At 74.4% G+C, this 21,396-nt stretch carries 17 protein-coding genes; 14 read left to right on the forward strand and 3 right to left on the reverse strand.

Going from position 1 to position 21,396, the window contains the following annotated elements:
- Nucleotides 1-43 precede the first annotated feature (43 nt).
- The 9 genes from GWJ10_RS01660 (at nt 44) to GWJ10_RS01700 (ending at nt 13,828) form a co-directional block, all read left to right on the forward strand.
- Nucleotides 44-1,876, forward strand: coding sequence for an ABC transporter ATP-binding protein (locus GWJ10_RS01660; protein ID WP_076405225.1), 1,833 nt, complete (start codon nt 44-46; stop codon nt 1,874-1,876).
- 177 nt (nt 1,877-2,053) lie between these two features.
- Nucleotides 2,054-3,991, forward strand: coding sequence for a BCCT family transporter (locus GWJ10_RS01665; RefSeq protein ID WP_206158302.1), 1,938 nt, complete (start codon nt 2,054-2,056; stop codon nt 3,989-3,991).
- A 181-nt stretch (nt 3,992-4,172) separates the two neighbouring features.
- Entirely contained in the window at nt 4,173-6,083 is a 1,911-nt protein-coding gene (gene typA / locus GWJ10_RS01670) for a translational GTPase TypA (RefSeq protein WP_021479795.1), read from the forward strand.
- Between the two features lie 13 nt (nt 6,084-6,096).
- On the forward strand, nt 6,097-7,107 hold the full coding sequence (locus tag GWJ10_RS01675; protein WP_241005620.1) for a PIG-L family deacetylase: 1,011 nt from the start codon (nt 6,097-6,099) through the stop codon (nt 7,105-7,107).
- Nucleotides 7,108-7,117: 10 nt separating this feature from the next.
- Nucleotides 7,118-7,567, forward strand: a complete 450-nt coding sequence (locus tag GWJ10_RS01680) for a DUF6113 family protein (protein ID WP_206158303.1) — start codon at nt 7,118-7,120, stop codon at nt 7,565-7,567.
- Between the two features lie 76 nt (nt 7,568-7,643).
- Nucleotides 7,644-10,955: a VanW family protein gene (locus tag GWJ10_RS19550; RefSeq protein ID WP_206158304.1), complete on the forward strand. Its 3,312-nt coding sequence runs from the start codon at nt 7,644-7,646 to the stop codon at nt 10,953-10,955.
- A 31-nt stretch (nt 10,956-10,986) separates the two neighbouring features.
- Nucleotides 10,987-11,886, forward strand: coding sequence for a hypothetical protein (locus tag GWJ10_RS01690; RefSeq protein ID WP_061267634.1), 900 nt, complete (start codon nt 10,987-10,989; stop codon nt 11,884-11,886).
- Nucleotides 11,883-12,830 carry a prephenate dehydratase domain-containing protein gene (locus GWJ10_RS01695; protein ID WP_240696653.1) on the forward strand — a complete coding sequence of 316 codons (948 nt, stop codon included), beginning with the start codon at nt 11,883-11,885 and terminating at the stop codon, nt 12,828-12,830. Before GWJ10_RS01690 ends, GWJ10_RS01695 begins: the two co-directional genes overlap by 4 nt.
- Nucleotides 12,827-13,828: a prephenate dehydrogenase/arogenate dehydrogenase family protein gene (locus GWJ10_RS01700; RefSeq protein ID WP_163184639.1), complete on the forward strand. Its 1,002-nt coding sequence runs from the start codon at nt 12,827-12,829 to the stop codon at nt 13,826-13,828. Before GWJ10_RS01695 ends, GWJ10_RS01700 begins: the two co-directional genes overlap by 4 nt.
- A gap of 97 nt (nt 13,829-13,925) precedes the next feature.
- Here GWJ10_RS01700 and GWJ10_RS01705 read toward each other — a convergent pair whose 3' ends face one another.
- Nucleotides 13,926-14,228, reverse strand: coding sequence for a hypothetical protein (locus tag GWJ10_RS01705; RefSeq protein ID WP_163184641.1), 303 nt, complete (start codon nt 14,226-14,228; stop codon nt 13,926-13,928).
- 154 nt (nt 14,229-14,382) lie between these two features.
- Between GWJ10_RS01705 and fdxA the strand changes: the two genes are divergently transcribed.
- From fdxA to GWJ10_RS01720, 3 genes are all read left to right on the forward strand, one after another.
- A complete protein-coding gene (gene fdxA / locus GWJ10_RS01710) occupies nt 14,383-14,700 on the forward strand; it encodes a ferredoxin (RefSeq protein ID WP_024841122.1) in 318 nt (105 codons plus the stop codon).
- Between the two features lie 19 nt (nt 14,701-14,719).
- Nucleotides 14,720-15,862 carry a succinyldiaminopimelate transaminase gene (gene dapC, locus GWJ10_RS01715; protein ID WP_163184642.1) on the forward strand — a complete coding sequence of 381 codons (1,143 nt, stop codon included), beginning with the start codon at nt 14,720-14,722 and terminating at the stop codon, nt 15,860-15,862.
- 115 nt (nt 15,863-15,977) lie between these two features.
- Nucleotides 15,978-17,276 (forward strand): citrate synthase, encoded by a 1,299-nt coding sequence (locus GWJ10_RS01720; protein ID WP_021482791.1) that lies wholly within the window; start codon nt 15,978-15,980, stop codon nt 17,274-17,276.
- A 102-nt stretch (nt 17,277-17,378) separates the two neighbouring features.
- On the opposite strand, the gene GWJ10_RS01725 is transcribed toward GWJ10_RS01720, so the two are convergent.
- Nucleotides 17,379-18,356 (reverse strand): hypothetical protein, encoded by a 978-nt coding sequence (locus GWJ10_RS01725; RefSeq protein ID WP_206158305.1) that lies wholly within the window; start codon nt 18,354-18,356, stop codon nt 17,379-17,381.
- 32 nt (nt 18,357-18,388) lie between these two features.
- Complete coding sequence (dapD, locus tag GWJ10_RS01730) at nt 18,389-19,381, reverse strand: 2,3,4,5-tetrahydropyridine-2,6-dicarboxylate N-succinyltransferase (protein WP_163184644.1); 993 nt, start codon at nt 19,379-19,381, stop codon at nt 18,389-18,391.
- Nucleotides 19,382-19,417: 36 nt separating this feature from the next.
- Here dapD and dapE point away from each other — a divergent pair, with 36 nt between their 5' ends.
- Complete coding sequence (dapE, locus tag GWJ10_RS01735) at nt 19,418-20,545, forward strand: succinyl-diaminopimelate desuccinylase (RefSeq protein ID WP_061267637.1); 1,128 nt, start codon at nt 19,418-19,420, stop codon at nt 20,543-20,545.
- Between the two features lie 10 nt (nt 20,546-20,555).
- Nucleotides 20,556-21,395: a TIGR00730 family Rossman fold protein gene (locus tag GWJ10_RS01740; protein WP_061267638.1), complete on the forward strand. Its 840-nt coding sequence runs from the start codon at nt 20,556-20,558 to the stop codon at nt 21,393-21,395.
- Nucleotide 21,396: the final 1 nt, after the last annotated feature.

Consider the following 21,396-nt stretch of genomic DNA (forward strand, 5'->3'; position numbering starts at 1 on the left):
GGCGCCACGAGCGCCGGCTCCAGCAGGAAGGACACTGATCAGCGTGGCCATCGAGACGTCTCCCGCGGCCCCGGCCGCGCGCCAGGGCAGCCCCGTGCTGACCGTGCGCAACCTCGGCGTGGACTTCTACGTCGACAAGGCCTGGTACCCCGCGGCCGCGGACGTGAGCTACGACCTCCACTCCGGTGAGGTCCTCGCGATCGTCGGCGAGTCCGGCTCGGGCAAGTCCCAGTCGTCGCTCGCGCTGCTGGGCCTGCTCCCGCCGAACGGCCGCGCCAGCGGCTCGGCCAAGCTCGGCGACCGCGAGCTCATCGGCATGTCGCACGGCTCGCTGCGGCACGTCCGCGGCAAGGAGATCTCCATGATCTTCCAGGAGCCGATGACGGCGCTGAACCCCGTCTACACCGTGGGCTTCCAGATCGTCGAGACCATCCGGACGCACTTTAACGTCGGCCCCGCCGACGCGAAGAAGCGCGCGATCGAGCTCCTGCGGCTCGTCGAGATCCCCGAGCCCGAGCGCCGGTTCGACGCGTACCCGCACCAGCTCTCCGGCGGTCAGCGCCAGCGCGCGATGATCGCGCAGGCCCTCGCGTGCGACCCGAAGCTCCTCGTCGCCGACGAGCCCACCACGGCGCTCGACGTCACGGTCCAGGCGGAGATCCTCAAGCTCCTGCGCGACCTGCGCTACCGCGTCGACGCGGCGATCATCCTCATCACGCACGACATGGGTGTGGTCGCCGACATGGCGGACTCGATCATGGTCATGAAGGACGGCCAGGTCGTCGAGCGCGGCACGTCGGCCGAGATCTTCGGCAACCCGCAGCACCCGTACACGGTGCGTCTCCTCGAGGCCGTGCCGCACCTCGGCTCCAAGCGCGGCACGACGACCGCCACGGACCGCGTTCCCGGCGGCGCCCCGGCCCCGGAGCGGCCGCTCGTGCTCGACGCGCAGGACATGGTCATCGAGTACCCGGGCCGCGGCCGGCAGGCGGCGTTCCGGGCGGTCGACGAGGTCTCGCTCCAGATCCACCAGGGCGAGGTCGTCGGCCTGGTCGGCGAGTCCGGCTCCGGCAAGACGACGATCGGCCGCGCGGCCGTCGGGCTGCTGCCCGTCACGGGCGGCTCGCTGAAGATCGTCGGGACGGACATGGTGGGTGCCCGGCCCAAGGACCTCAAGCCGCTGCGCACCGAGGTCGGCATCGTCTTCCAGGACCCGGGGTCGTCGCTCAACCCGCGCCTGCCCATCGGCGAGTCGATCGGCGAGCCGCTCATGCTGCACAAGGGCGTCAAGGGCAAGGAGCTCAGCCGCGAGGTCGAGCGCCTGCTCGACCAGGTCGAGCTTCCCCGGGCGATGCGCAACCGCTACCCGCACGAGCTCTCCGGCGGTCAGCGCCAGCGCGTCGGCATCGCGCGGGCGCTCTCGCTGGAGCCGAAGCTGCTCGTCGCGGACGAGCCGACGTCGGCCCTCGACGTGTCGGTCCAGGCGAAGGTCCTCGACCTCTTCACCGACCTGCAGCGCGAGCACGGGTTCGCGTGCCTGTTCATCTCGCACGACCTCGCGGTCGTGGAGCTCCTGTCTGACCGCATCGCCGTGATGCACAAGGGCAAGCTCGTCGAGGTGGGCGACACGTCGCAGATCGTGCACGAGCCGAAGCACGCGTACACGCAGCGCCTGCTCGCCGCCGTCCCCGTCCCGGACCCGGCCGCGCAGCGCGAGCGCCGCGCCGCGCGCGACGCCCTCCTCGAGGCCGCCGCTCGCGACATCGCGAACGACGAGGTGTCCTCGCTGGCGGACGAGGAGCGCGCGCTCGCCGCGGCGCGCGAGGACGTGGACCATGAGCGCAGCGCCCCGCCCACCGCGGGCGCCGGCTTCTGACCGCACGCTTCACGGCTCGCTGAGCCCTCACGACGCCCCGGGGGCGGCCGCGCACGCGGCCGCCCCCGGGGCGTTCCTGCTGGCAGGACGCGCTCTCCTGCTGCCATGACGGGCGTTCTTGCTGCCGGGCGGGCGTTCCGGTTGCCGGGGCCCGCGCGTCCGACAAGCCTTGAGGCCATGAACGCCCCGCACCACGAGACGCCCCGCGAGCCAGCACGTGACGAGGAGGCCGCGCCGGCGCCCGACGGGGGAGGGGCCGACGCGCCCCGCGACGAGGGCGCCGTGAGGACCGACGCCGCGACGGCCGACGCCGTGACGACCGACGCCGCGACGGTCGACGCCGCGACGGCCGACGCCGTGGCGACGGACGCCGTGGCGACGGACGCCGTCGGGCCGGACACCGGCTCCGCGCCGGTCGTGTCCTCGCACGATCCAGACGCCCCCCGGACGGGTCGGCCGGACCCGCGCGTCTTCTACCCGGCGGCGGGGATCATCCTGGTCTTCGTCCTGCTCACGGTGCTCTTCACGGACACCGTCACGGCGGTGCTGGACACGCTCCAGACCGACGTCATCGGCGCTTTCGGCTGGTACTACGTGATCGTCGTCGCGGGCTTCGTCGTCTTCTCGCTGTGGATGGGCCTGAGCCGGTTCGGCGACATCGTGCTCGGCAAGGACGAGGAGACGCCGCTCTTCCGGCTGCCCGTGTGGTTCGCGATGCTGTTCGCCACCGGGATGGGCATCGGCCTCGTCTACTGGGGCGTCGCCGAGCCGCTCTCGCACTACGTGAGCCCCAAGCCCGGTGTCGAGGGGAGCGACGCGTCGCTCGCCCAGGCCGCGATGGGGCAGAGCTACCTGCACTGGGGCATCCACGCGTGGGCGATCTACGTCGTCGCGGGCCTCGCGCTCGCGTACGCGATCCACCGCAAGGGCCGCCCCGTCTCGATCCGCTGGGCGCTCGAGCCGTTGTTCGGCGAGCGCGTGAAGGGACGCCTCGGCGACGTCATCGACATCGTCGCGATCATCGGCACCGTCTTCGGCGTCGCGACGTCGCTCGGGTTCGGCGTGCTCCAGATCTCCGCCGGGCTCGGCTACCTCGACGTGGTCGAGCCGAGCACCGCGCTGCAGATCGGGCTCATCGTGGCGATCTCGGCGCTCGCGACGCTCTCGGTCGTGTCCGGTCTGGGCAAGGGCATCAAGTGGCTGTCGAACGGCAACATGATCCTGGCCGGTGTGGTCCTGGCGCTCGTGCTGGTCCTCGGCCCGACGCTGTTCCTCCTGCGCGAGTGGGTCCAGTCGCTCGGCTACTACCTGCAGAACGTCGTGCGCCTCACGTTCGACACCACCGCCTTCCAGGGCCAGGCCGGCCTCGAGTGGCAGTCGCAGTGGACGATCTTCTACTGGGGCTGGTGGATCTCCTGGGCCCCCTTCGTCGGGGTGTTCATCGCCCGGATCTCGCGCGGTCGCACGGTCCGCGAGTTCGTCCTCGGCACCCTGCTCGTCCCGACGATCGTCACGACGCTCTGGTTCTCCGTGTTCGGCGGGTCGGCGCTGTACCGCGAGCTCATGGAGCCCGGGAGCATGCTCGTGGACGGCGAGGTCGACACGGACACCGCGCTCTTCCAGCTGTTCGACGGCCTGCCGCTCGGGAACGTCCTCGCCGTGGTGGGGATCGTGCTCATCGTCATCTTCTTCGTGACGTCGTCCGACTCGGGCTCGCTCGTCGTCGACATGCTCGCGAGCGGGGGCAACCCGAACCCGCCCACCTGGAGCCGCATCTTCTGGGCGGGCACCTCCGGCCTGCTGGCCATCGCGCTCCTGCTCGCGGGCGGTCTCCAGGCGCTGCAGACGGCGGCGATCCTCATCGCGCTGCCGTTCTCCGTGGTGATGATCGGGATGGCCGTCTCCACGGTGCGTGCGCTCCGGGTCGAGCACGCCGCGATCCTGCGCGCCGAGCGGCGCGCCGCGCGCGCCGCGCTCACGGAGCACGTGACGACGCGCGTCTCGGAGTCGATCTCCGAGCAGTGGGAGGAGCTCTACCCCGACCGCCCGGACCGATGGCGCGCGCTCGTCCGTCGGCCGCGGCGCAAGACACCCTCCGGAGGAGGCACCACCTGAGGAGCCCTTCCGAACGGTGCACGACGGCGGGCATGGTGTCCCGAGCGCGGACCCGGTAGGATAGCCGGGCCCGGGTGACGGCCCGTGCTCCGTGATGCTGCGGCGGGCCGAGCCCGCCGTCGTGCGCGCTGAGGTGGCCGGCCGTCGTCGCCCCTCGTACCCCACGAAATGAGAACCGTAGATGTCTGTGCGCTCCGACCTGCGCAACGTGGCGATCGTCGCCCACGTCGACCACGGCAAGACCACGCTCGTCGACGCGATGCTGCGCCAGTCCGGCGCCTTCTCCGCGCACCAGCACGTGGACGAGCGCGTCATGGACTCCGGTGACCTCGAGCGCGAGAAGGGCATCACCATCCTCGCGAAGAACACCGCGGTGCGGTACGCCGGCCCGGCGGCCGCCGCGGTGGGCGAGCCCGACGGCATCACGATCAACGTCATCGACACCCCGGGCCACGCCGACTTCGGCGGCGAGGTCGAGCGCGGTCTGTCCATGGTCGACGGCGTGGTGCTGCTCGTGGACGCGAGCGAGGGCCCGCTCCCGCAGACCCGGTTCGTGCTCCGCAAGGCGCTCGCCGCGAAGCTCCCGGTGATCATCGTCGTCAACAAGGTCGACCGGCCCGACTCGCGCATCACCGAGGTCGTCGCCGAGGCAACGGACCTGCTGCTGGGCCTCGCGTCCGACCTCGCGGACGACGTGCCGGACCTCGACCTCGACGCGATCCTCGACGTCCCGGTCGTCTACGCGTCCGCGAAGGCCGGCCGCGCGTCGCTCGACCAGCCGCTGGACGGCCAGCTCCCCTCGAACGAGGACCTCGAGCCGCTGTTCACGACGATCCTCGAGAAGATCCCCGCGCCGACGTACGACGAGGGCGCGCCGCTCCAGGCGCACGTGACGAACCTCGACGCGTCGCCGTTCCTCGGCCGCCTCGCGCTGCTGCGCATCTTCAACGGCGAGCTCCGCAAGGGCCAGGTCGTCGCGTGGGCGCGCCACGACGGCACGCTCCAGAGCGTGAAGATCACCGAGCTGCTGGAGACGAAGGCGCTCGACCGCGTCCCCACGGACAAGGCCCGGCCCGGCGACATCGTCGCCGTCGCGGGTATCGCGGACATCACGATCGGCGAGACGCTCACCGACCCCGACGACCCGCGCCCGCTGCCGCTCATCACGGTCGACGACCCGGCCATCTCGATGACCATCGGCATCAACACCTCGCCGCTCGCGGGCAAGGGCGGCAAGGGCCACAAGGTCACGGCCCGCCAGGTCAAGGACCGCCTCGACGCCGAGCTCGTCGGCAACGTGTCGCTGCGCGTGCTCCCGACCGACCGCCCCGACGCGTGGGAGGTCCAGGGCCGCGGCGAGCTCGCGCTGGCGATCCTCGTCGAGCAGATGCGCCGCGAGGGCTTCGAGCTCACGGTCGGCAAGCCGCAGGTAGTCACGCGCACGATCGACGGCAAGACGCACGAGCCGATGGAGCGCATGACGATCGACGTCCCCGAGGAGTACCTCGGCGCGGTCACCCAGCTCCTCGCCCAGCGCAAGGGCCGCATGGAGACCATGTCGAACCACGGCACGGGCTGGATCCGCATGGAGTTCATGGTCCCGGCGCGCGGCCTCATCGGGTTCCGCACGCGGTTCCTCACCGAGACGCGCGGCACCGGCATCGCGTCGTCCATCTCCGAGGGCTACGAGCCGTGGGCCGGCGCGATCGAGACCCGCACGACGGGCTCGCTCGTCGCCGACCGCGCGGGCAAGGTGACGCCGTTCGCGATGATCAACCTCCAGGAGCGCGGCTCGTTCTTCGTCGACCCCACGCAGGAGGTCTACGAGGGCATGATCGTCGGCGAGAACTCGCGCAACGAGGACATGGACGTGAACATCACCAAGGAGAAGAAGCTCACGAACATGCGGTCCTCGACGGCCGACAACTTCGAGAACCTCGTCCCGCCGCGCCACCTCACGCTCGAGGAGTCGCTGGAGTTCGCGCGCGAGGACGAGTGCGTCGAGGTCACCCCCGAGGTCGTCCGCATCCGCAAGGTCGTCCTCGACCAGACCGAGCGCGCCCGCGCGGTCTCGCGCGCGAAGCGCGCCTGACGCCACCCACGGGGTGACCGTCCCGCAGAGCCAGCAGGCCGCCGTCGTGCCCGACGGCGGCCTGCTGGCCGTCCACGCCCACCCCGACGACGAGACCCTGGCGACGGGCGCGCTGCTCGCGACCTGGGCCCGCGCGGGGGAGCCGGTCACCGTCGTGACCTGCACGCGGGGCGAGCGGGGCGAGGTGATCGACACCCCCGCGCACCCGACGGGCGTCGGGCACCTCGAGGGCGACGGGCCCGCGCTCGCGGCGTTCCGCGAGACCGAGCTCGCCCGCGCGCTCGCCGCGCTGGGCGTGCGGGACCACGTCTTCCTCGACACCGTCACGAGCCCGGTCGAGCCGTCCGACGGCGGCGCGACCGTGCGGTTCGAGGACTCGGGCATGGCCTGGGTCGCGCCGGGCGTGGCCGGCGGGGTCGCGACCGAGCAGCTCCCGCCGCGCGCGTTCGTCGGCGTCCCGCTCGACGTGGCCGCCGCCCACCTGGCGGCGGTGGTCCGGGAGCGCCGTCCCGCCGTCGTGGCGACGTACGAGGCGGGCGGCGGCTACGGCCACCCCGACCACGTCCGGGCGCACGACGTCACGGTCCGCGCGCTCGAGCTCCTCGCCGCGGACGGCGAGCCGCTGCCCGCGCTGTGGCAGGTCGTCGCCCCCGAGACCACGGTGCGCGCGGCGCGCCGCGCGCTCGCCGAGCACCCCGGCGCGCGCGAGCTGCTCGCGGCCGACGCGCGGCTCACGCTCCCGGACCCGGACGAGGCGCTGCCCCCGCTCGCGCGTCCCGACGCGTCGCTGCCCGCGCTCGTCAGCGTGCCGGTGGGTCCCGTGCTCGACGACGTGCTCGGCGCGATGCGCGCGCACGCGACGCAGGTCCAGCACGTGACGGCCGCCGCGGGGGGCGAGCCGGTGCTGCTCGGGTGGTACGCCCTGAGCAACGACGTGCTGGCGCCCGTCCCTTCACACGAGTTCTACGCTCCCTCCGGCCCTGCTCTCCCGAGCGACCAGGTCCCGCCCGGACCCACGCGTTAGCCTGGGGCCCGTGGAGACCGGTATGGGGCGGCTCGTGGGCCGCGGGGTGGCGTGCGCGCTCGTGGGCGCGCTCGTCGGGCTCGTCGGCACGGTCGCGCACCGGGCGCACCTCCTGGGCGTCGACCTCCCGGGCGGGGCCGGGCTCGGCATCGTGCTCGCCCTGCTCACCGTCCTCGCGGCGGCCACCCTGGCCCGCGCCTGGGGCGGGATGGCGGGTCTCCTGGGCTTCGGCATCGGGTGGGTCGTCGCCGTGCAGCTCCTCTCGCTGCAGGGTCCGGGTGGCGACGTGCTCGTGCCGGCCGAGCCCGTGGGGTACGTCTGGATCTACGGGGGCATGCTCGTGGTCGCCGCGGCGGCCTTCCTGCCCCGGTCGTGGTTCAGCGACCGCCCGGTCCGCACGGCCCAGCACGGGCGTCCCACCAGGCACGACGGACCCGAGAACCCCCTCGCGTCCCGCTAGTATTCGCCGTGCGGATCCCCGCACACCCCTCGTCGTCGCGCGGACCGCCGCGCGCCTTTCGTCACGGAGACAGTGGATGGGTCAGCCGACCGACCGAGACGCCGATCTCGACTCCCCTCAGGACGCCGTGCCGGAGCCCGCCGAGACGGTCGAGCCCGCGGCTCCCGAGACGGCGTCCGGCCCCGACGCGCAGCGTGCCGACGCGTCCGGCGACGTCGCCCCGGTCGCTCCCACGCCGACGGACGAGTCCACGAGCGCGTCGACGGACGAACCGACGGGCGCGCCGACGGACACCGCCCCGGACGGCCCCGCGCCTGCGGACCACGGTCCTGAGGGTGCCGGCGCGGCCGAGCCCGGCCCCGTACCCGGCGCGACCCCGGCGGGCGACGCGCCGGCCCCCGGTGCAGCCACCGCCGACGTGTCCGAGGCCGGCTCTCCCGCGGCGGGGAGCCGCCCGGAGGTCGCCTCCTCGGAGCCGCTCGTCACCTCGGAGTCTGTCGCGGTCCCCGAGCAGACGGCCGTGACCCCCGAGCGGACGGCCGCGCTCCCCGAGCAGACGGCCGCGACCCCCGAGCGGACGGCCGCGCAGCCCACCGCCGCCTCGGAGCAGGGCTCCGCGGTGCCGGACGCCGCGAGCCCGGCACCCGCCTCGTCGTCGGACGCCGTGGACGCGAGCCCGGCCACCCACACCACGCCCGCAGCTCCGGCGGACGAGGCACCCGCCGAGACCCGCGCGACGACCGTGACGGACGCGGACGCCGGTGCTTCGGCGAGCGCCGCCCTCGAGCCCGACGCCCAGGACACCCCGGTCGAGAGCGGTCCGGACGCGTCCGTCGCGGAGTCGCCCGTCGCGGGTGCGTCCGCGCCGGGCGGGTCGACGGCCGACCCGACCGAGGCGAGCGGCGCGCCGACGTCGACCACCCCCGACGCGCCGGTCGCCGGCGCTGCCGAGAGCCCGGCCCTCGTCGGCACCCCGGACGGCGGCCCCACGGCCGAGAGCAGCCCGCGGACGGTCGGCGCTCCCGGCGGCAGCGACGCGGACGAGGCCGACGAGGAGCCGTACGTCCCGCGCGTGTTCGCGTTCGACCCGGACGTCCCGGCGGTGCTCGTCCCCGCACCGGGTGCCCAGGCCGACGCCCCGGCCGCCCAGGCCACGGGCACCGCCGACCGGGAGGCCCCGGCGCCCGTCGCCCACACCTCGGTCCCCCCGGACTCCACGACCTCGGACGACACGACCTCGGCCGACACGACCCCGGACGACACGGCCGCGGACGCGACGGCCGCGAGCAGCGCGACACCTGACGACCCGACGTCGGCCGACCGGTCGGCCGACGCGACCGGGGGAGGCCCGGCCGACGAGAGCACGGCCGAGCGGACCGCCGTCGTGCCCGTGAGCTCCGCGCCGGCGGGCGACCAGGGCCGACCCGCGGACGAGGGGAGCGACGCCGCGCCCGACGCGACGCGGGTGATCCCGCCCGTCGACCCGTGGTCGCGGCCCGCGCCCGTCGTGCGCACGTCGATCCTGTCTCCCGCGTCCCCCGACGAGCCGGCGAGCCCGGCGCCGGTCGCCGCCGGCGCGACCGCTCCGGCGGAGGCCCCGGCCGAGGGCTTCGGCGCGACGGCGCAGGCGGTCGCCGCGGGGACCGCCGCACCGAGCGCGTTCACGCCGGTCCCGCCCGACGACTCGCGCGAGGCCTCGCCCTTCGAGGGCTTCGACGAGGACGGGCCGCGGCGCGGCTGGGCCCGCGGGCTGCTGTGGACGGGGATCGCCGTCCTGGTCCTGGGCGGCCTGTACACCGGCGCCCAGTGGTTCTACTCCGACAAGGTCCCGAGCGGGACGAGCGTCGCCGGCGTCGACGTCGGTGGCCTGTCCCGGACGGCGGCCGAGGACCGGCTCGAGTCGGAGCTCGGGCCGCGCGCGGCCGAGCCGATCACGCTCGCCGCGGGCGAGGCGAGCACGACGCTCGACCCGGCGACGGCGGGCCTGACCTTCGACGCCGCGGGCACGGCCGAGGAGCTCACGTCGTTCTCGATGAACCCGGCGCGCCTGTGGCAGCACCTGTTCGGCGGCAAGGACGCGGAGCCGCTGGTCACGGTCGACGACGCGGCCCTCGACGCCCAGGTCGAGGCGCTGCGCGGCAGCCTGGAGATCGAGCCCGTGGACGGGGCCGTGCAGTTCGTCGACGGCGCGCCCACGAGCACGCCTGCCGCGGACGGCTCGGCGCTCGTCACGGACGAGGTGCCCGCGACCATCACGGAGAGCTGGCTCGTCACCGACGGGCCGGTCGAGCTGCCCACCGAGCCCGTCGAGCCCACGATCACGCAGGACGAGACGGACGCCGCGCTCGCCCTGGCGGAGAAGGTCGTGTCCGCGCCCGTCGTCGTCTCCGTCGGCGGCCAGTCGCCGGAGCTGCCCCCCGAGGCGCTCGCCGCGGCCGCCTCCTTCGCGGCGACGGACGGCGTCCTCACCCTGACCTTCGACGGCCCGGCGCTCGTGCAGTCCGTGGTCGACCGGACGAACGACCTGCTCACCGCGGCCGACGACGCGCACTTCGTCTTCCGGGACGGCGTGCCGGTGATCGAGGGCGGCCAGCCCGGCACGACGATCGACCCGGCGGCCATCGCGACGGCCGTCACGACGGCCGCCTCGGGCGACGAGCGCACGGCGACGGTCGAGCTCGTCGAGTCGGACCCGGAGCAGTCGGTCGCGGCGCTCGAGGCGCTGGGGATCAAGGAGAAGGTGTCGGAGTTCTCGACGCCCGTCCCCAACGTCCCCGTCCGCACCGCGAACCTGCAGCGCGGGGCGGAGAAGGTGAACGGGACGCTCGTCAAGCCGGGGGAGACCTTCTCGCTCGTCGACACGCTCTCGCCCATCACGCTCGAGGGCGGCTACTACGCGGCCGGCATCGTCGAGAGCGGGCGCCACACCGAGGGCGTCGGCGGCGGCCTGTCGCAGATGGCCACGACCACGTACAACGCGGGCTTCTTCGCGGGGCTCGAGGACGTCGAGCACCGCCCGCACAGCTACTGGTTCGAGCGCTACCCCGCGGGCCGCGAGGCGACGATCTTCGTGGGCTCGATCGACATGAAGTTCAAGAACGACACCCCGTACGGCGTCCTCATGCAGTCCTGGGTCGGCGGCGGCCAGCTGCACGTCGCGGTCTGGAGCACCAAGTACTACGACGTCGAGACGTCGTCGAGCGGCAAGTCGAACGTGGTCCAGCCGACGACGGTCACGCACTCGGGCGCCGACTGCGCCCCGACGCCCGCGGGCAGCCCGGGCTTCTCCATCACGAACTACCGCAAGGTCTACCGCGAGGGCGAGCTCGTCAAGGACGAGTCCTACCGGTGGACCTACAAGCCGGACAACGCGGTCGTCTGCGAGTAGACCCGGTCCACCCACGAACCACGGAGGTCTCATGCTCGGACGCAGCGAACGGGAGTCGGGAGCGCAGGCGCTGCTCGCGGCCACGGCGGCGGGATGGGTCGACGGCGACCCGACGGAGGCGCTGCTCGACCTCGGGTCGACGACGGCGACGCTGTCGACCGTCGCGAGCATCGACGCGCTGGCCGCCGTCGTGCACCTGGGCCACCCGGCGCAGCCGTCGCACGAGCTCGAGCGCGCGCTGCTCGCGGCGCCGCCGTCGCTCGTGCTGACCGGCGCGTCGGCGGTGCCGTCGCAGTGGGTCTGGGTCGGCCGGTCGACGGCGGCCCGCGACCTGACAGGGCACGTGGTGGTCGACGAGGCGGGCATGCGCGACCGGCGCCACGTGCTGCGCACGATGGGCGTCAGCCCGTCGCTCGTCCCGACCCGCACCACGCTGGAGGAGCGGGTCGCGCTCGCCGGCGCCGACGGCAGCCTCGTCGTGGAGCGCTCGGTGGCCCGCGGGCCGCTCGCCGCGCTCGGCTACGCCGAGCTTCCGGGGAGCGAGCTCCTCGGCGAGGGCGCGCCCGTCTGGTACGGGCTGCTGGAGAGCCGCGACGCGGCGCCTCGGGCGGAGGGCGTCGCCCAGGTGTGGCTCGCGTTCGGGCCCCGGGACGACCACCGCGGCTCGCTCCAGGAGACGCTCGCGCTCGTCGCAGCCGCCGGGATCGACCTCCAGCACCTGCGCAGCCACCGCTCGCAGGCGGGGCCGCACATCTTCTTCTGCGCGTTCTCGTGCCCTGACGCGACGACGCTCGACGCGCTCGTCGCGGGGTTCGGGGAGCGGGGCGTCGCGCACCGGGTGCTCGCGGTCCTGCCCGGGCAGGAGTTCGTGCCCGGCCCGGACGCGCTCGAGCCGCGCTGGGCGACCGCCCCCGACCCCGTCCACGCGTGAGCGTCGGGTACCTCGGCCCCGAGGGGTCGTTCACCCACCAGGCGGCGGCCGCGTGGTCGGCCGAGCACGGCCCGGTGGATGCCGGGCTCGCGGCCCGCGAGACCGTCGCAGACGTGTTCGCGGGCGTGGCCGCGGGCGTGCACGAGCGGGGCGTCGTCGCGATCGAGAACACGGTCGAGGGGTACGTCGTGCCTTCGCTCGACGCGATCGTCGGGAGCGCGAGCGTCGTCGCGGTCGACGAGGTCGTGCTCGACATCTCGTTCGACGCGTTCGCGCGACCGGGCCACGGCGACCTCACCGAGGTGACGGCGCACCCGCACGGGCTCGCGCAGTGCCAGGGCTTCGTGCGCCGGACGGGCCTCGCCCCGGTCGCGGCGTCGTCGAACGCCGCGGCGTGCCGCGACGCCGGCCCGCACCAGGTCGCCCTCGGCCCGACGATCTGCGGTGAGCTCTACGGCCTGGAGACGGTCGAGCGCGCGGTCGAGGACTTCGCGGGCGCGCGCACCCGGTTCCTCGTGCTGGCGCCGCGCGCGGAGGCCGCCGCGGCGCTCGGCCGGGCGCGCAGCGGCGGCGAGACGGCGTGGCGCACGATGCTCGCGGTGACGCCCGTCGTCACGGGACCGGGGGTGCTCGCGCGCATCACCCAGTCCTTCGGCGCGCGGCGCGTCAACCTCTCGAGCCTCATCACCCGCCCGCTCAAGGCGGTCGCGGGCACCTACGCGTTCGTCCTCGTGGTCGACGGCGCGCCCTGGGACGCGCCGGTGCGCGCGGTCCTGGAAGACCTCGTCGGGGCCGGGGACGCGCTCAAGACGCTCGGGGTCGTCCCGGCGCGCGGCGAGCTCGACGGGTCGGTGCGCGCCGACGTCGACGCCGCCCACGTCCCGGTCGGGAGCGTCGACGCGTCGACCGGCGCGGCGGGCCTCGCGACGGGGCTCCTGTGGTGAGCGCCGCGGGTGCCCCGCCGGAGCCTGGAACGTCCCGCTCGGCGGTCCGGGTCGGCGTCGTCGGCCTCGGTCTCGTCGGCGGCTCGGTCGCCCGGCTCCTGCACGACCGCGGGGTCGAGGTGACCGGCTACGACGCCACGGCGACCACGCGCGCGGCGGCGCGGGCTGCCGGTCTGCGCGTGGTCGGCGACGTCGCGGAGGTCTGCGCCGACGAGCCGGACGTCCTCGTGCTCGCCGTGCCGCTGCGCGCCATGCGGGCGGTCGCGGCCGACGTCGCCCGGCACGTGCGGGGCGCGACGGTCGTGACGGACGTCGGGAGCGTCAAGGGCGCGGTGCGCGACGCCGTCCGGTCCGCCGGGCTCGACGCCCGGTACGTCGGGGCGCACCCCATGGCCGGGACGGAGCACTCGGGCTTCGAGGCGTCGGACCCTGCGATGCTCGCGGGCGCGCGCTGGGCCGTGACGGTGGACGCGATCACGCGACCGGACGCGTTCACGAGCGTGCTGCGGCTCGTCACGGGCCCGCTCGGCGGCACGGTGCACGTGCTCACCGACGACGTCCACGACGAGTCCACCGCGCTGGTCAGCCACGTCCCGCACGTCCTGGCCACCGAGCTCCTGGGCGTCGTCGCCGACGCGCCCGTGCGCGACGTCGCGCTGGGCCTCGCCGCGGGCAGCTTCCGCGACGCGACGCGCGTGGGGCGTACCGACCCGCGCCGGACCGAGGCCATGGTCACGGACAACGCCGCGTGGGTCGCGTCCGCGCTGCGCGTCGTCGTGCGCGACCTCGAGCAGCTCGTGCGCGCGCTGGAGACCAACGCGCCCGTGGGGGAGTTCTTCGACCGGCCCGACCCGGTGCGCGCCGCGACGGGCGGCACCGGCGAGCCCGAGCGCGTGGACCTCGACGACGCGGGCACCTGGCGCGAGACGCTCACCGCGGCGGGGGCGCGCGGCGCCGTCGTCGTGGACGTCGAGGACCGGGCGGTCGTCGTCGCCTGAGCGGCCGCCCGCCGGGTCTGGGCGTCGCCCGCGGGTCACGTCGTCGCCAGGCGCCGTCCCCGGGCCCCGTCGACCGGTCGTCCGTCGGCCCCGGTCGTCAGTCCGGGCTCGACGCGGGCCGTCGCGGGGGCCGCGGCGGGACGGGCTTGCCGGCCACGATCGCGTCGAGCGGCACGGAGACCAGGGGAGGGGCGTCGTCGCGCGGGCCGTGGCCGCGGTGCGGCGGGGCGCTGCCGCCCGCGTCCTCGCGCAGCACGAGCGTGGTCGCGGTGGTCTCCACGACCACCCCGATCACGTCGGTGAGGGGCTTGCCCGCAGCGGCGGCGTCGTCGGGCGAGAGCCTGCGGCGGACGACGACCCGCGTCCCCGGCGCCCACGTCGTCCAGGGCGAGTCGGGCACGGGGCGGCTCCTCGGGTCGTGTGACGTTCGTCCACGGGCTGGTCAGAGAGGGTCGGGCACCGCCCGACCTGAGCGATACTAGTCGTGCATGCCCCTGTCATGACCTCGCCCCTCGCCGGGCCGGGTCCGGACGAACCCAGAAAGGTACTCGGTCGTGACTTACGTGATCGCCCAGCCGTGCGTGGACGTCAAGGACAAGGCGTGCATCGAGGAATGTCCTGTCGACTGCATCTACGAGGGCAAGCGGTCGCTCTACATCCACCCGGACGAGTGCGTCGACTGCGGCGCGTGCGAGCCGGTCTGCCCCGTCGAGGCGATCTACTACGAGGACGACGTGCCGACGGAGTGGAGCGACTACTACCGCGCCAACGTCGAGTTCTTCGACGACCTCGGCTCGCCCGGCGGTGCCGCGAAGATGGGTCTCATCGAGAAGGACGACCCGATGATCGCCGCCCTGCCGCCGCAGGCCTGAGCCTCCGGCGCCGGCGCTCGTGGGACTCGCCGACCTCTCCGGTCTCGCCTATCCCTGGGACACGCTGACCCCGTACGCGGAGCGCGCGCGAGCGCACCCCCGCGGCGTGGTCGACCTCTCCATCGGCACGCCGGTGGACACGACCCCCGCCGTGGTGCGCGACGCGCTCGCCGCCGCGTCCGACGCGCACGGCTACCCGACGACGCACGGGACGCCCGCCCTGCGCGAGGCGGTCTCCGCGTGGTTCGCCCGCCGTCGCGGCGTCCCCGGGCTCGACCCCGACGCCGTGCTCCCCACCGTCGGGAGCAAGGAGCTCGTGGGGCTGCTGCCCTCGCTCCTGCGGCTCGGGCCGGGCGACGTCGTCGTGCACCCGCGGACGGCGTACCCCACCTACGACGTCGGCGCGCGCCTGGCGGGCGCGACGCCCCTCGCCACGGACGACGTGGACACGTGGGCCGGGCGCGACGACGTGCGCCTGGTCTGGGTCAACTCGCCGAGCAACCCGACGGGCCGGGTGCTCGATGCCGCGCACCTCGCGCGCGTCGTCGCCGCGGCCCGCGAGGCCGGCGCGGTCGTCGCGAGCGACGAGTGCTACGCGGAGCTCGCGTGGACCGAGCCCTTCACGACGACCGGTGTCCCGAGCCTGCTCGACCCGGCGGTGTGCGGCGGGTCGCACGACGGCCTGCTCGTCACCTACTCGCTCTCCAAGCAGTCGAGCATGGCGGGCTACCGCGCGGCGTTCGTCGCCGGGGACGCGGCGCTCGTCGCGGACCTGCTCGCGACGCGCAAGCACCTCGGCATGATCGTCCCCGCGCCGGTCCAGGCAGCGATGGTCGCGGCCCTGTCCGACGACGCGCACGTCGCCGCGCAGCGGGACGTCTACGCACGCCGCCGTGAGGTGCTCGTCGACGCCCTCACCGGCGCGGGCCTCGTGATCGACCACTCCGAGGCGGGCCTCTACCTGTGGACGCGGCCCGCCGACGAGGCGGCCGGCGACTGCTGGCTGACGGTCTCCGCGCTCGCGGACCGGGGCATCCTCGTCGGGCCCGGGGCGTTCTACGGGACGGAGGGCGCGGGGCACGTGCGCGTCGCCCTCACCGCGACCGACGAGCGGGTCCACGAGGCCGCGGCTCGACTCTCCGGAGGCCTCCCGCTGGCGTGACCTGGATCACAGCGAGTGTGGTGTTCTCGTGACGGTTCCTGATTGGTCACGTGCGGGTGAGGCGGGGTACGGTCGACCGCGCGGCAACGGCGCGAGCAGCAGCAGGAAGGGAACCATGACCACCACTCAGCAGGCGAAGGTCCGCCTCCTCGTCGACGACCAGGCGCAGGACCTGCCCGTGGTCGCGGCGACCGAGGGCAACGACGGCATCGTCGTGTCCTCCTTGCTCAAGTCGACCGGCCTCGTGACCGTCGACCCCGGCTTCATGAACACCGCGTCGTGCGAGTCGAGCATCACGTACATCGACGGCGAGGCCGGCATCCTCCGGTACCGCGGCTACCCGATCGAGCAGCTCGCCGAGCGGTCGAGCTTCCTCGAGGTGGCGTACCTCCTCATCCACGGCGAGCTCCCCGACGCCGCGACGCTCGACGCCTTCGTCGAGCGCGTCAACCGGCACACGCTCGTGCACGAGGACTTCCGCACGTTCATGGGCACGTTCCCGCGCAACGCGCACCCCATGGCGGTGCTGTCGTCCGCGATCAACGCGCTGTCCACGTTCTACCCCGAGTCCCTCGACCCGTTCGACGACGAGACGGTCGAGCTCGCGACGGTCCTGCTCCTCGCGAAGTCGCGCACCATCACGTCGTACCTGCACCGCCGCCGCGTCGGCGAGCCGCTGCTCTACCCGGACTACTCGCGCGGTTACGTCGACGACTTCCTGCGCATGACGTTCGCGACGCCGTACCAGCAGTACGAGGCCGACCCGGTCGTCGTCGACGCGCTCGACAAGCTGCTCATCCTGCACGCCGACCACGAGCAGAACTGCTCGACGTCGACGGTGCGCGTCGTCGGGTCCTCGCACGCGAACCTCTACGCGTCCGTCGCGGCCGGGGTCAACGCGCTCTCGGGTCCGCTGCACGGCGGCGCGAACGAGTCGGTGCTCACCATGCTCGACAAGATCGCTGGCGCGGAGTACGACGTCGACACCTTCATGAAGAAGGTGAAGAACAAGGAGGACGGCGTCCGCCTCATGGGCTTCGGCCACCGGGTCTACAAGAACTACGACCCGCGCGCGGCGATCGTCAAGAAGTCGGCCGACGCCGTGCTCTCCACCCTCGGCAAGAAGGACCAGCTCCTCGACATCGCCATGGGCCTCGAGGAGATCGCGCTCAACGACGACTACTTCATCGAGCGCAAGCTCTACCCGAACGTGGACTTCTACACGGGCCTCATCTACAAGGCCATGGGCTTCTCGCCCGCCATGTTCACGCCGCTCTTCGCGCTGGGCCGCATGCCCGGCTGGATCGCGCAGTGGCGCGAGATGATGAAGGACCCGCAGACCAAGATCGGCCGCCCGCGCCAGGTCTACGTCGGCGAGACCGAGCGCGACTACGTCGCCGTCTCCGACCGCTGACGAGCCCTCCTCCGGACGCCGCGCCCCTCACCTCCCGGTGAGCGGCGCGGCGTTCGTCGTCCGCCCCGTCGGCGACCCGGCGTCGAGACCGACGACGGTCGGTCAGGACGCGTCGGGGACGGCGACGTGGACGCGCAGGGTGCCCGGGTCGAGCGGGGCGAGGTCGGCCGGGTCGGGGGTCGTCCACGTCGAGCCGTCGCGCGACCAGCGGCGGTCGCCGACCTCGACGGCGACGACGTTCGTGGCGTCCGCCGTCGCGACGGCCCACTGGGCGACGGCCCACGCCGACCGCTCGACGCCGCCGTCCTCCGCGGCGCCGGGGAGCGCGGACGCGTCGACCACGACCAAGCCCCCGTCCCCGCCGTCCGACGGCGCGACGCGGACGGCGTCGCCGAGGTCGCGCGCGGCGCGCTCCCGGAACGGCTCGGCGGGGTCGCCGTCGGCCGGGACCTCCTCCGCCGGGACCGCCGCGAGGTCGCACGTGAGCGACGCGGGCGACCAGCCGGTCAGCGCGGACGCCCACGCGCGCGAGCGGGGCTCGTGCTGCGCGTACGCGTCGGGGAACGCGGACCGCTGGACGGTCTGCGCGGCGACGGTGACCTCCATGCCCTCGTAGCCCTCGACCGTCTCGAGCACGTCGTAGAACGTGTTGGTCGAGTAGACGGGGTCCATGATCTCCGCGACGGTTCCCCACCCCTGCGAGGGGCGCTGCTGGAACAGACCGACGGAGTCGCGGTCGCCGTAGTCGATGTTGACGAGCCGCGACTCCTGCAGCGCGGTCGCGAGCCCGATGGTCGCGGCGCGGGCGGGCAGCCCGCGCCGCACGGCAGCCCCGCTGATGAGAGCCGCGTTGTCCGCCTGCGTCACGGAGAGGTACCACGTGCGGCCGTCGGCGGTCGCGGCGCAGCGCTCCGCGACGGGCGTCGCGTCGTCGAGCCGGTTGAGCGCGACCACGACCGCGCCGACCCCCACCGCGGCCACCGTGACGAGGGTGACCGCGGTGCGCAGGGGGCGTCGGCGCGACCGGACGCGCCCCGGCGCCGGGGCGTTCGGGGAGCGCGGGGGCTGCGTCGTCGTCATCGTCGAGGCGGGGCGTGCTCGGGAGGGGCCGGTCAGTTCGCGTGCAGCGCGGCGTTGAGCTCGACGCCCGCGCCGGTCCGCGAGACCGCCTCGACCCCACCGGTCAGCGAGTTGCGCCGGAAGAGGATGCCGGACCGGCCGGCGAGGTCGCGCGCCTTGACGACGAGCGGCTCGCCCGCGGCGTCCTGCTGCCCGACGACCGTCACCTTGGTCCCGGCGGTGACGTACAGGCCGGACTCCACGACGCAGTCGTCGCCGAGCGGGATGCCGAGGCCCGCGTTGGCGCCGAGCAGCGAGCGCTGCCCGACCGAGATGACCTCGCGGCCGCCACCGGAGAGGGTGCCCATGATCGACGCGCCGCCGCCCACGTCGGAGCCGTCGCCCACGACGACGCCCGCCGAGATGCGACCCTCGACCATCGACGTGCCGAGCGTGCCCGCGTTGAAGTTCACGAAGCCCTCGTGCATCACGGTCGTGCCGGCCGCGAGGTGCGCCCCGAGGCGCACGCGGTCCGCGTCGGCGATCCGGACGCCCGACGGCACGACGTAGTCCACCATGCGCGGGAACTTGTCGACGCCGAGCACGGTCACGGGCTGGCCGGTCGCGCGCAGGCGCAGGCGCGTCTCCTCGAAGCCCTCGACGGCGCACGGGCCGTGGTTCGTCCACACGACGTTCGTCAGCACGCCGAAGAGGCCGTCGAGGTTCAGGCCGTGCGGCACGACGAGGCGGTGGGAGAGCAGGTGCAGGCGCAGGTAGGCGTCGGCGGTGTCGGCGGGGGCGGCGTCGAGGTCGACCTCGGTCCGCACCACGACGACGTCCACGCCGCGCAGCTCGTCGCGCTCCGCGAGCGCATCGAGGGACGCGGGGACGGCGGCGTCCGCCGGGGCGGCGCCGAGCGCCGGCGCGGGGTACCAGACGTCGAGGGTCGTGCCGTCGTCGGTGACGGTCGCCAGGCCGAAGCCCCACGCCGTACGCGGCTCGGACGCGCCCGCCGAGGGGGCGGGCGCGGGGGTCGCAGAAGTCATGCGCCCCACCCTATCCGGCGCCGGTAGGGTGCTGGCGTGACCTCTCCCACCCCTGGCACCGGACCTGTGCTCGACCTCCACGGCGACCTCGTCGCCCTGTTCCGCGCGGTGTGCGACGTGCCGTCCGTGAGCGGGGACGAGCGCGCGCTCGCGGACGCGGTCGAGGCCGCGCTGCGCACGGTCGCGCACCTGGAGGTCGTCCGCGACGGCGACACGGTCGTCGCGCGCACGGCGCTCGGCCGGGAGCGGCGCGTCGTCGTCGCGGGCCACCTCGACACGGTGCCGCTCACGGTCCCGCCGAACCTGCCGACGCGCGTCGTCGGCGAGGGCGCGCACGCCGAGGTCTGGGGCCGCGGCACGGTCGACATGAAGGGCGGCGTCGCCGTCGCGCTCGCGCTCGCGGCGGAGCTCGACGCCCCGGCGCAGGACGTCACGTGGGTCTTCTACGACAACGAGGAGGTCGCCGCGGACCTCAACGGGCTCGGGCGCCTCGCGCGCAACCGCCCGGACCTGCTGGAGGCGGACTTCGCGGTGCTCGGGGAGCCCACGTCCGCCGGCCTCGAGGGCGGGTGCAACGGGACGCTGCGCGCCGAGGTGCGCGTGCCGGGCGTCGCGGCCCACTCCGCGCGCTCCTGGACGGGGACCAACGCGATCCACGCCGCGCACGAGGTGCTGGACCGCCTGGCCGCGTACGTCCCCCAGGAGATCGAGGTCGACGGCCTCGTGTACCGGGAGGGGATGAACGCCGTCGGCATCACGGGGGGCATCGCGGGCAACGTCGTGCCCGACGAGTGCGTCGTCACGGTGAACTTCCGGTTCGCCCCCTCCCGCAGCGTGGCCGAGGCCGAGCAGCACGTCCGCGACCTCTTCACCGGGTTCGCGGTCACCCTCACCGACGCCGCGCCCGGTGCGCGGCCCGGTCTCGACGACCCGCTCGCGGCGGACTTCGCGGCGGCCGTCCTCGGCGTGACCGGCGGGGCACCGGCCCCGAAGTACGGCTGGACCGACGTCGCGCGCTTCGCCGAGCTCGGCGTCCCGGCGGTGAACTTCGGCCCCGGGGACCCGCTGCTCGCGCACAAGGACGACGAGCGGTGCCCCGTCGGGCAGCTCGCGCTGTGCCGCGACGCGCTCCGTGCGTGGCTGACGGCCACCCCTGCGGCATAGGCTCGTGACCATGAGCGACACGGTGCGTGACCAGCAGGGTTCCGACGACGGCGTGCCCCAGACGGGCACCGGGTACCGCAAGGGGCCGGTGCTGCTCCGCGGCGACCAGATCCCCGGCCAGACGACGGACCAGCGCCTCCTCGACTCGCGCGGCAACGCGGACTGGGTGCACTCCGACCCGTGGCGCGTGATGCGCATCCAGAGCGAGTTCGTCGAGGGTTTCGGCGCGCTCGCGGAGGTCGGCCCGGCCGTCTCCGTGTTCGGCTCGGCGCGGACCAAGCCGGACCACGCCGACTACGCGCTCGCCGAGGACGTCGGTCGCCTCCTGGTCGACGAGGGCTTCGCGGTCATCACGGGCGGCGGCCCCGGCATCATGGAGGCGGCCAACAAGGGGGCGTCGGAGGCGGGCGGCCTGTCGATCGGGCTCGGGATCGAGCTGCCGTTCGAGCAGGGCATGAACCGCTACGTCAACCTCGGCGTGAACTTCCGCTACTTCTTCGCCCGCAAGACGATGTTCGTCAAGTACGCGCAGGGCTTCGTGGTGCTGCCGGGCGGGTTCGGCACGTTCGACGAGCTGTTCGAGGCGCTCACGCTCGTCCAGACTCACAAGATCACCGAGTTCCCCGTCGCGCTCGTCGGGACGGACTACTGGACCGGCCTGCTCGACTGGGCGCGGACCGCCGTCGTGGGGCGCGGGATGATCAGCGAGCACGACCTCGACCTGGTCCACCTGTGCGACGACCCGGCCGAGGCCGTCGAGTACGTGTGCGACCGCGGCGCCGAGCTGCGCGCGGAGGAGCGCGAGGCGACGGAGGAGCTCGTCCGGGCGCAGGCCGGCGACGCGAGCTGAC

It is taken from the genome of Cellulosimicrobium sp. SL-1, assembly GCF_011033075.1.
GTDB classification, from domain to species: domain Bacteria; phylum Actinomycetota; class Actinomycetes; order Actinomycetales; family Cellulomonadaceae; genus Cellulosimicrobium; species Cellulosimicrobium funkei.

Excerpts from the sequence above, each read along its gene's own strand:
- GWJ10_RS01665 (WP_206158302.1), top strand. The coding sequence starts at position 2,054 with ATGAACGCCCCGCACCACGAGACGCCCCGCGAGCCAGCACGTGACGAG.
- typA (WP_021479795.1), top strand. The coding sequence starts at position 4,173 with ATGTCTGTGCGCTCCGACCTGCGCAACGTGGCGATCGTCGCCCACGTC.
- GWJ10_RS19550 (WP_206158304.1), top strand. The coding sequence starts at position 7,644 with ATGGGTCAGCCGACCGACCGAGACGCCGATCTCGACTCCCCTCAGGAC.
- GWJ10_RS01690 (WP_061267634.1), top strand. The coding sequence starts at position 10,987 with ATGCTCGGACGCAGCGAACGGGAGTCGGGAGCGCAGGCGCTGCTCGCG.
- GWJ10_RS01720 (WP_021482791.1), top strand. The coding sequence starts at position 15,978 with ATGACCACCACTCAGCAGGCGAAGGTCCGCCTCCTCGTCGACGACCAG.
- GWJ10_RS01725 (WP_206158305.1), bottom strand. The coding sequence starts at position 18,356 with ATGACGACGACGCAGCCCCCGCGCTCCCCGAACGCCCCGGCGCCGGGG.
- dapD (WP_163184644.1), bottom strand. The coding sequence starts at position 19,381 with ATGACTTCTGCGACCCCCGCGCCCGCCCCCTCGGCGGGCGCGTCCGAG.
- GWJ10_RS01740 (WP_061267638.1), top strand. The coding sequence starts at position 20,556 with ATGAGCGACACGGTGCGTGACCAGCAGGGTTCCGACGACGGCGTGCCC.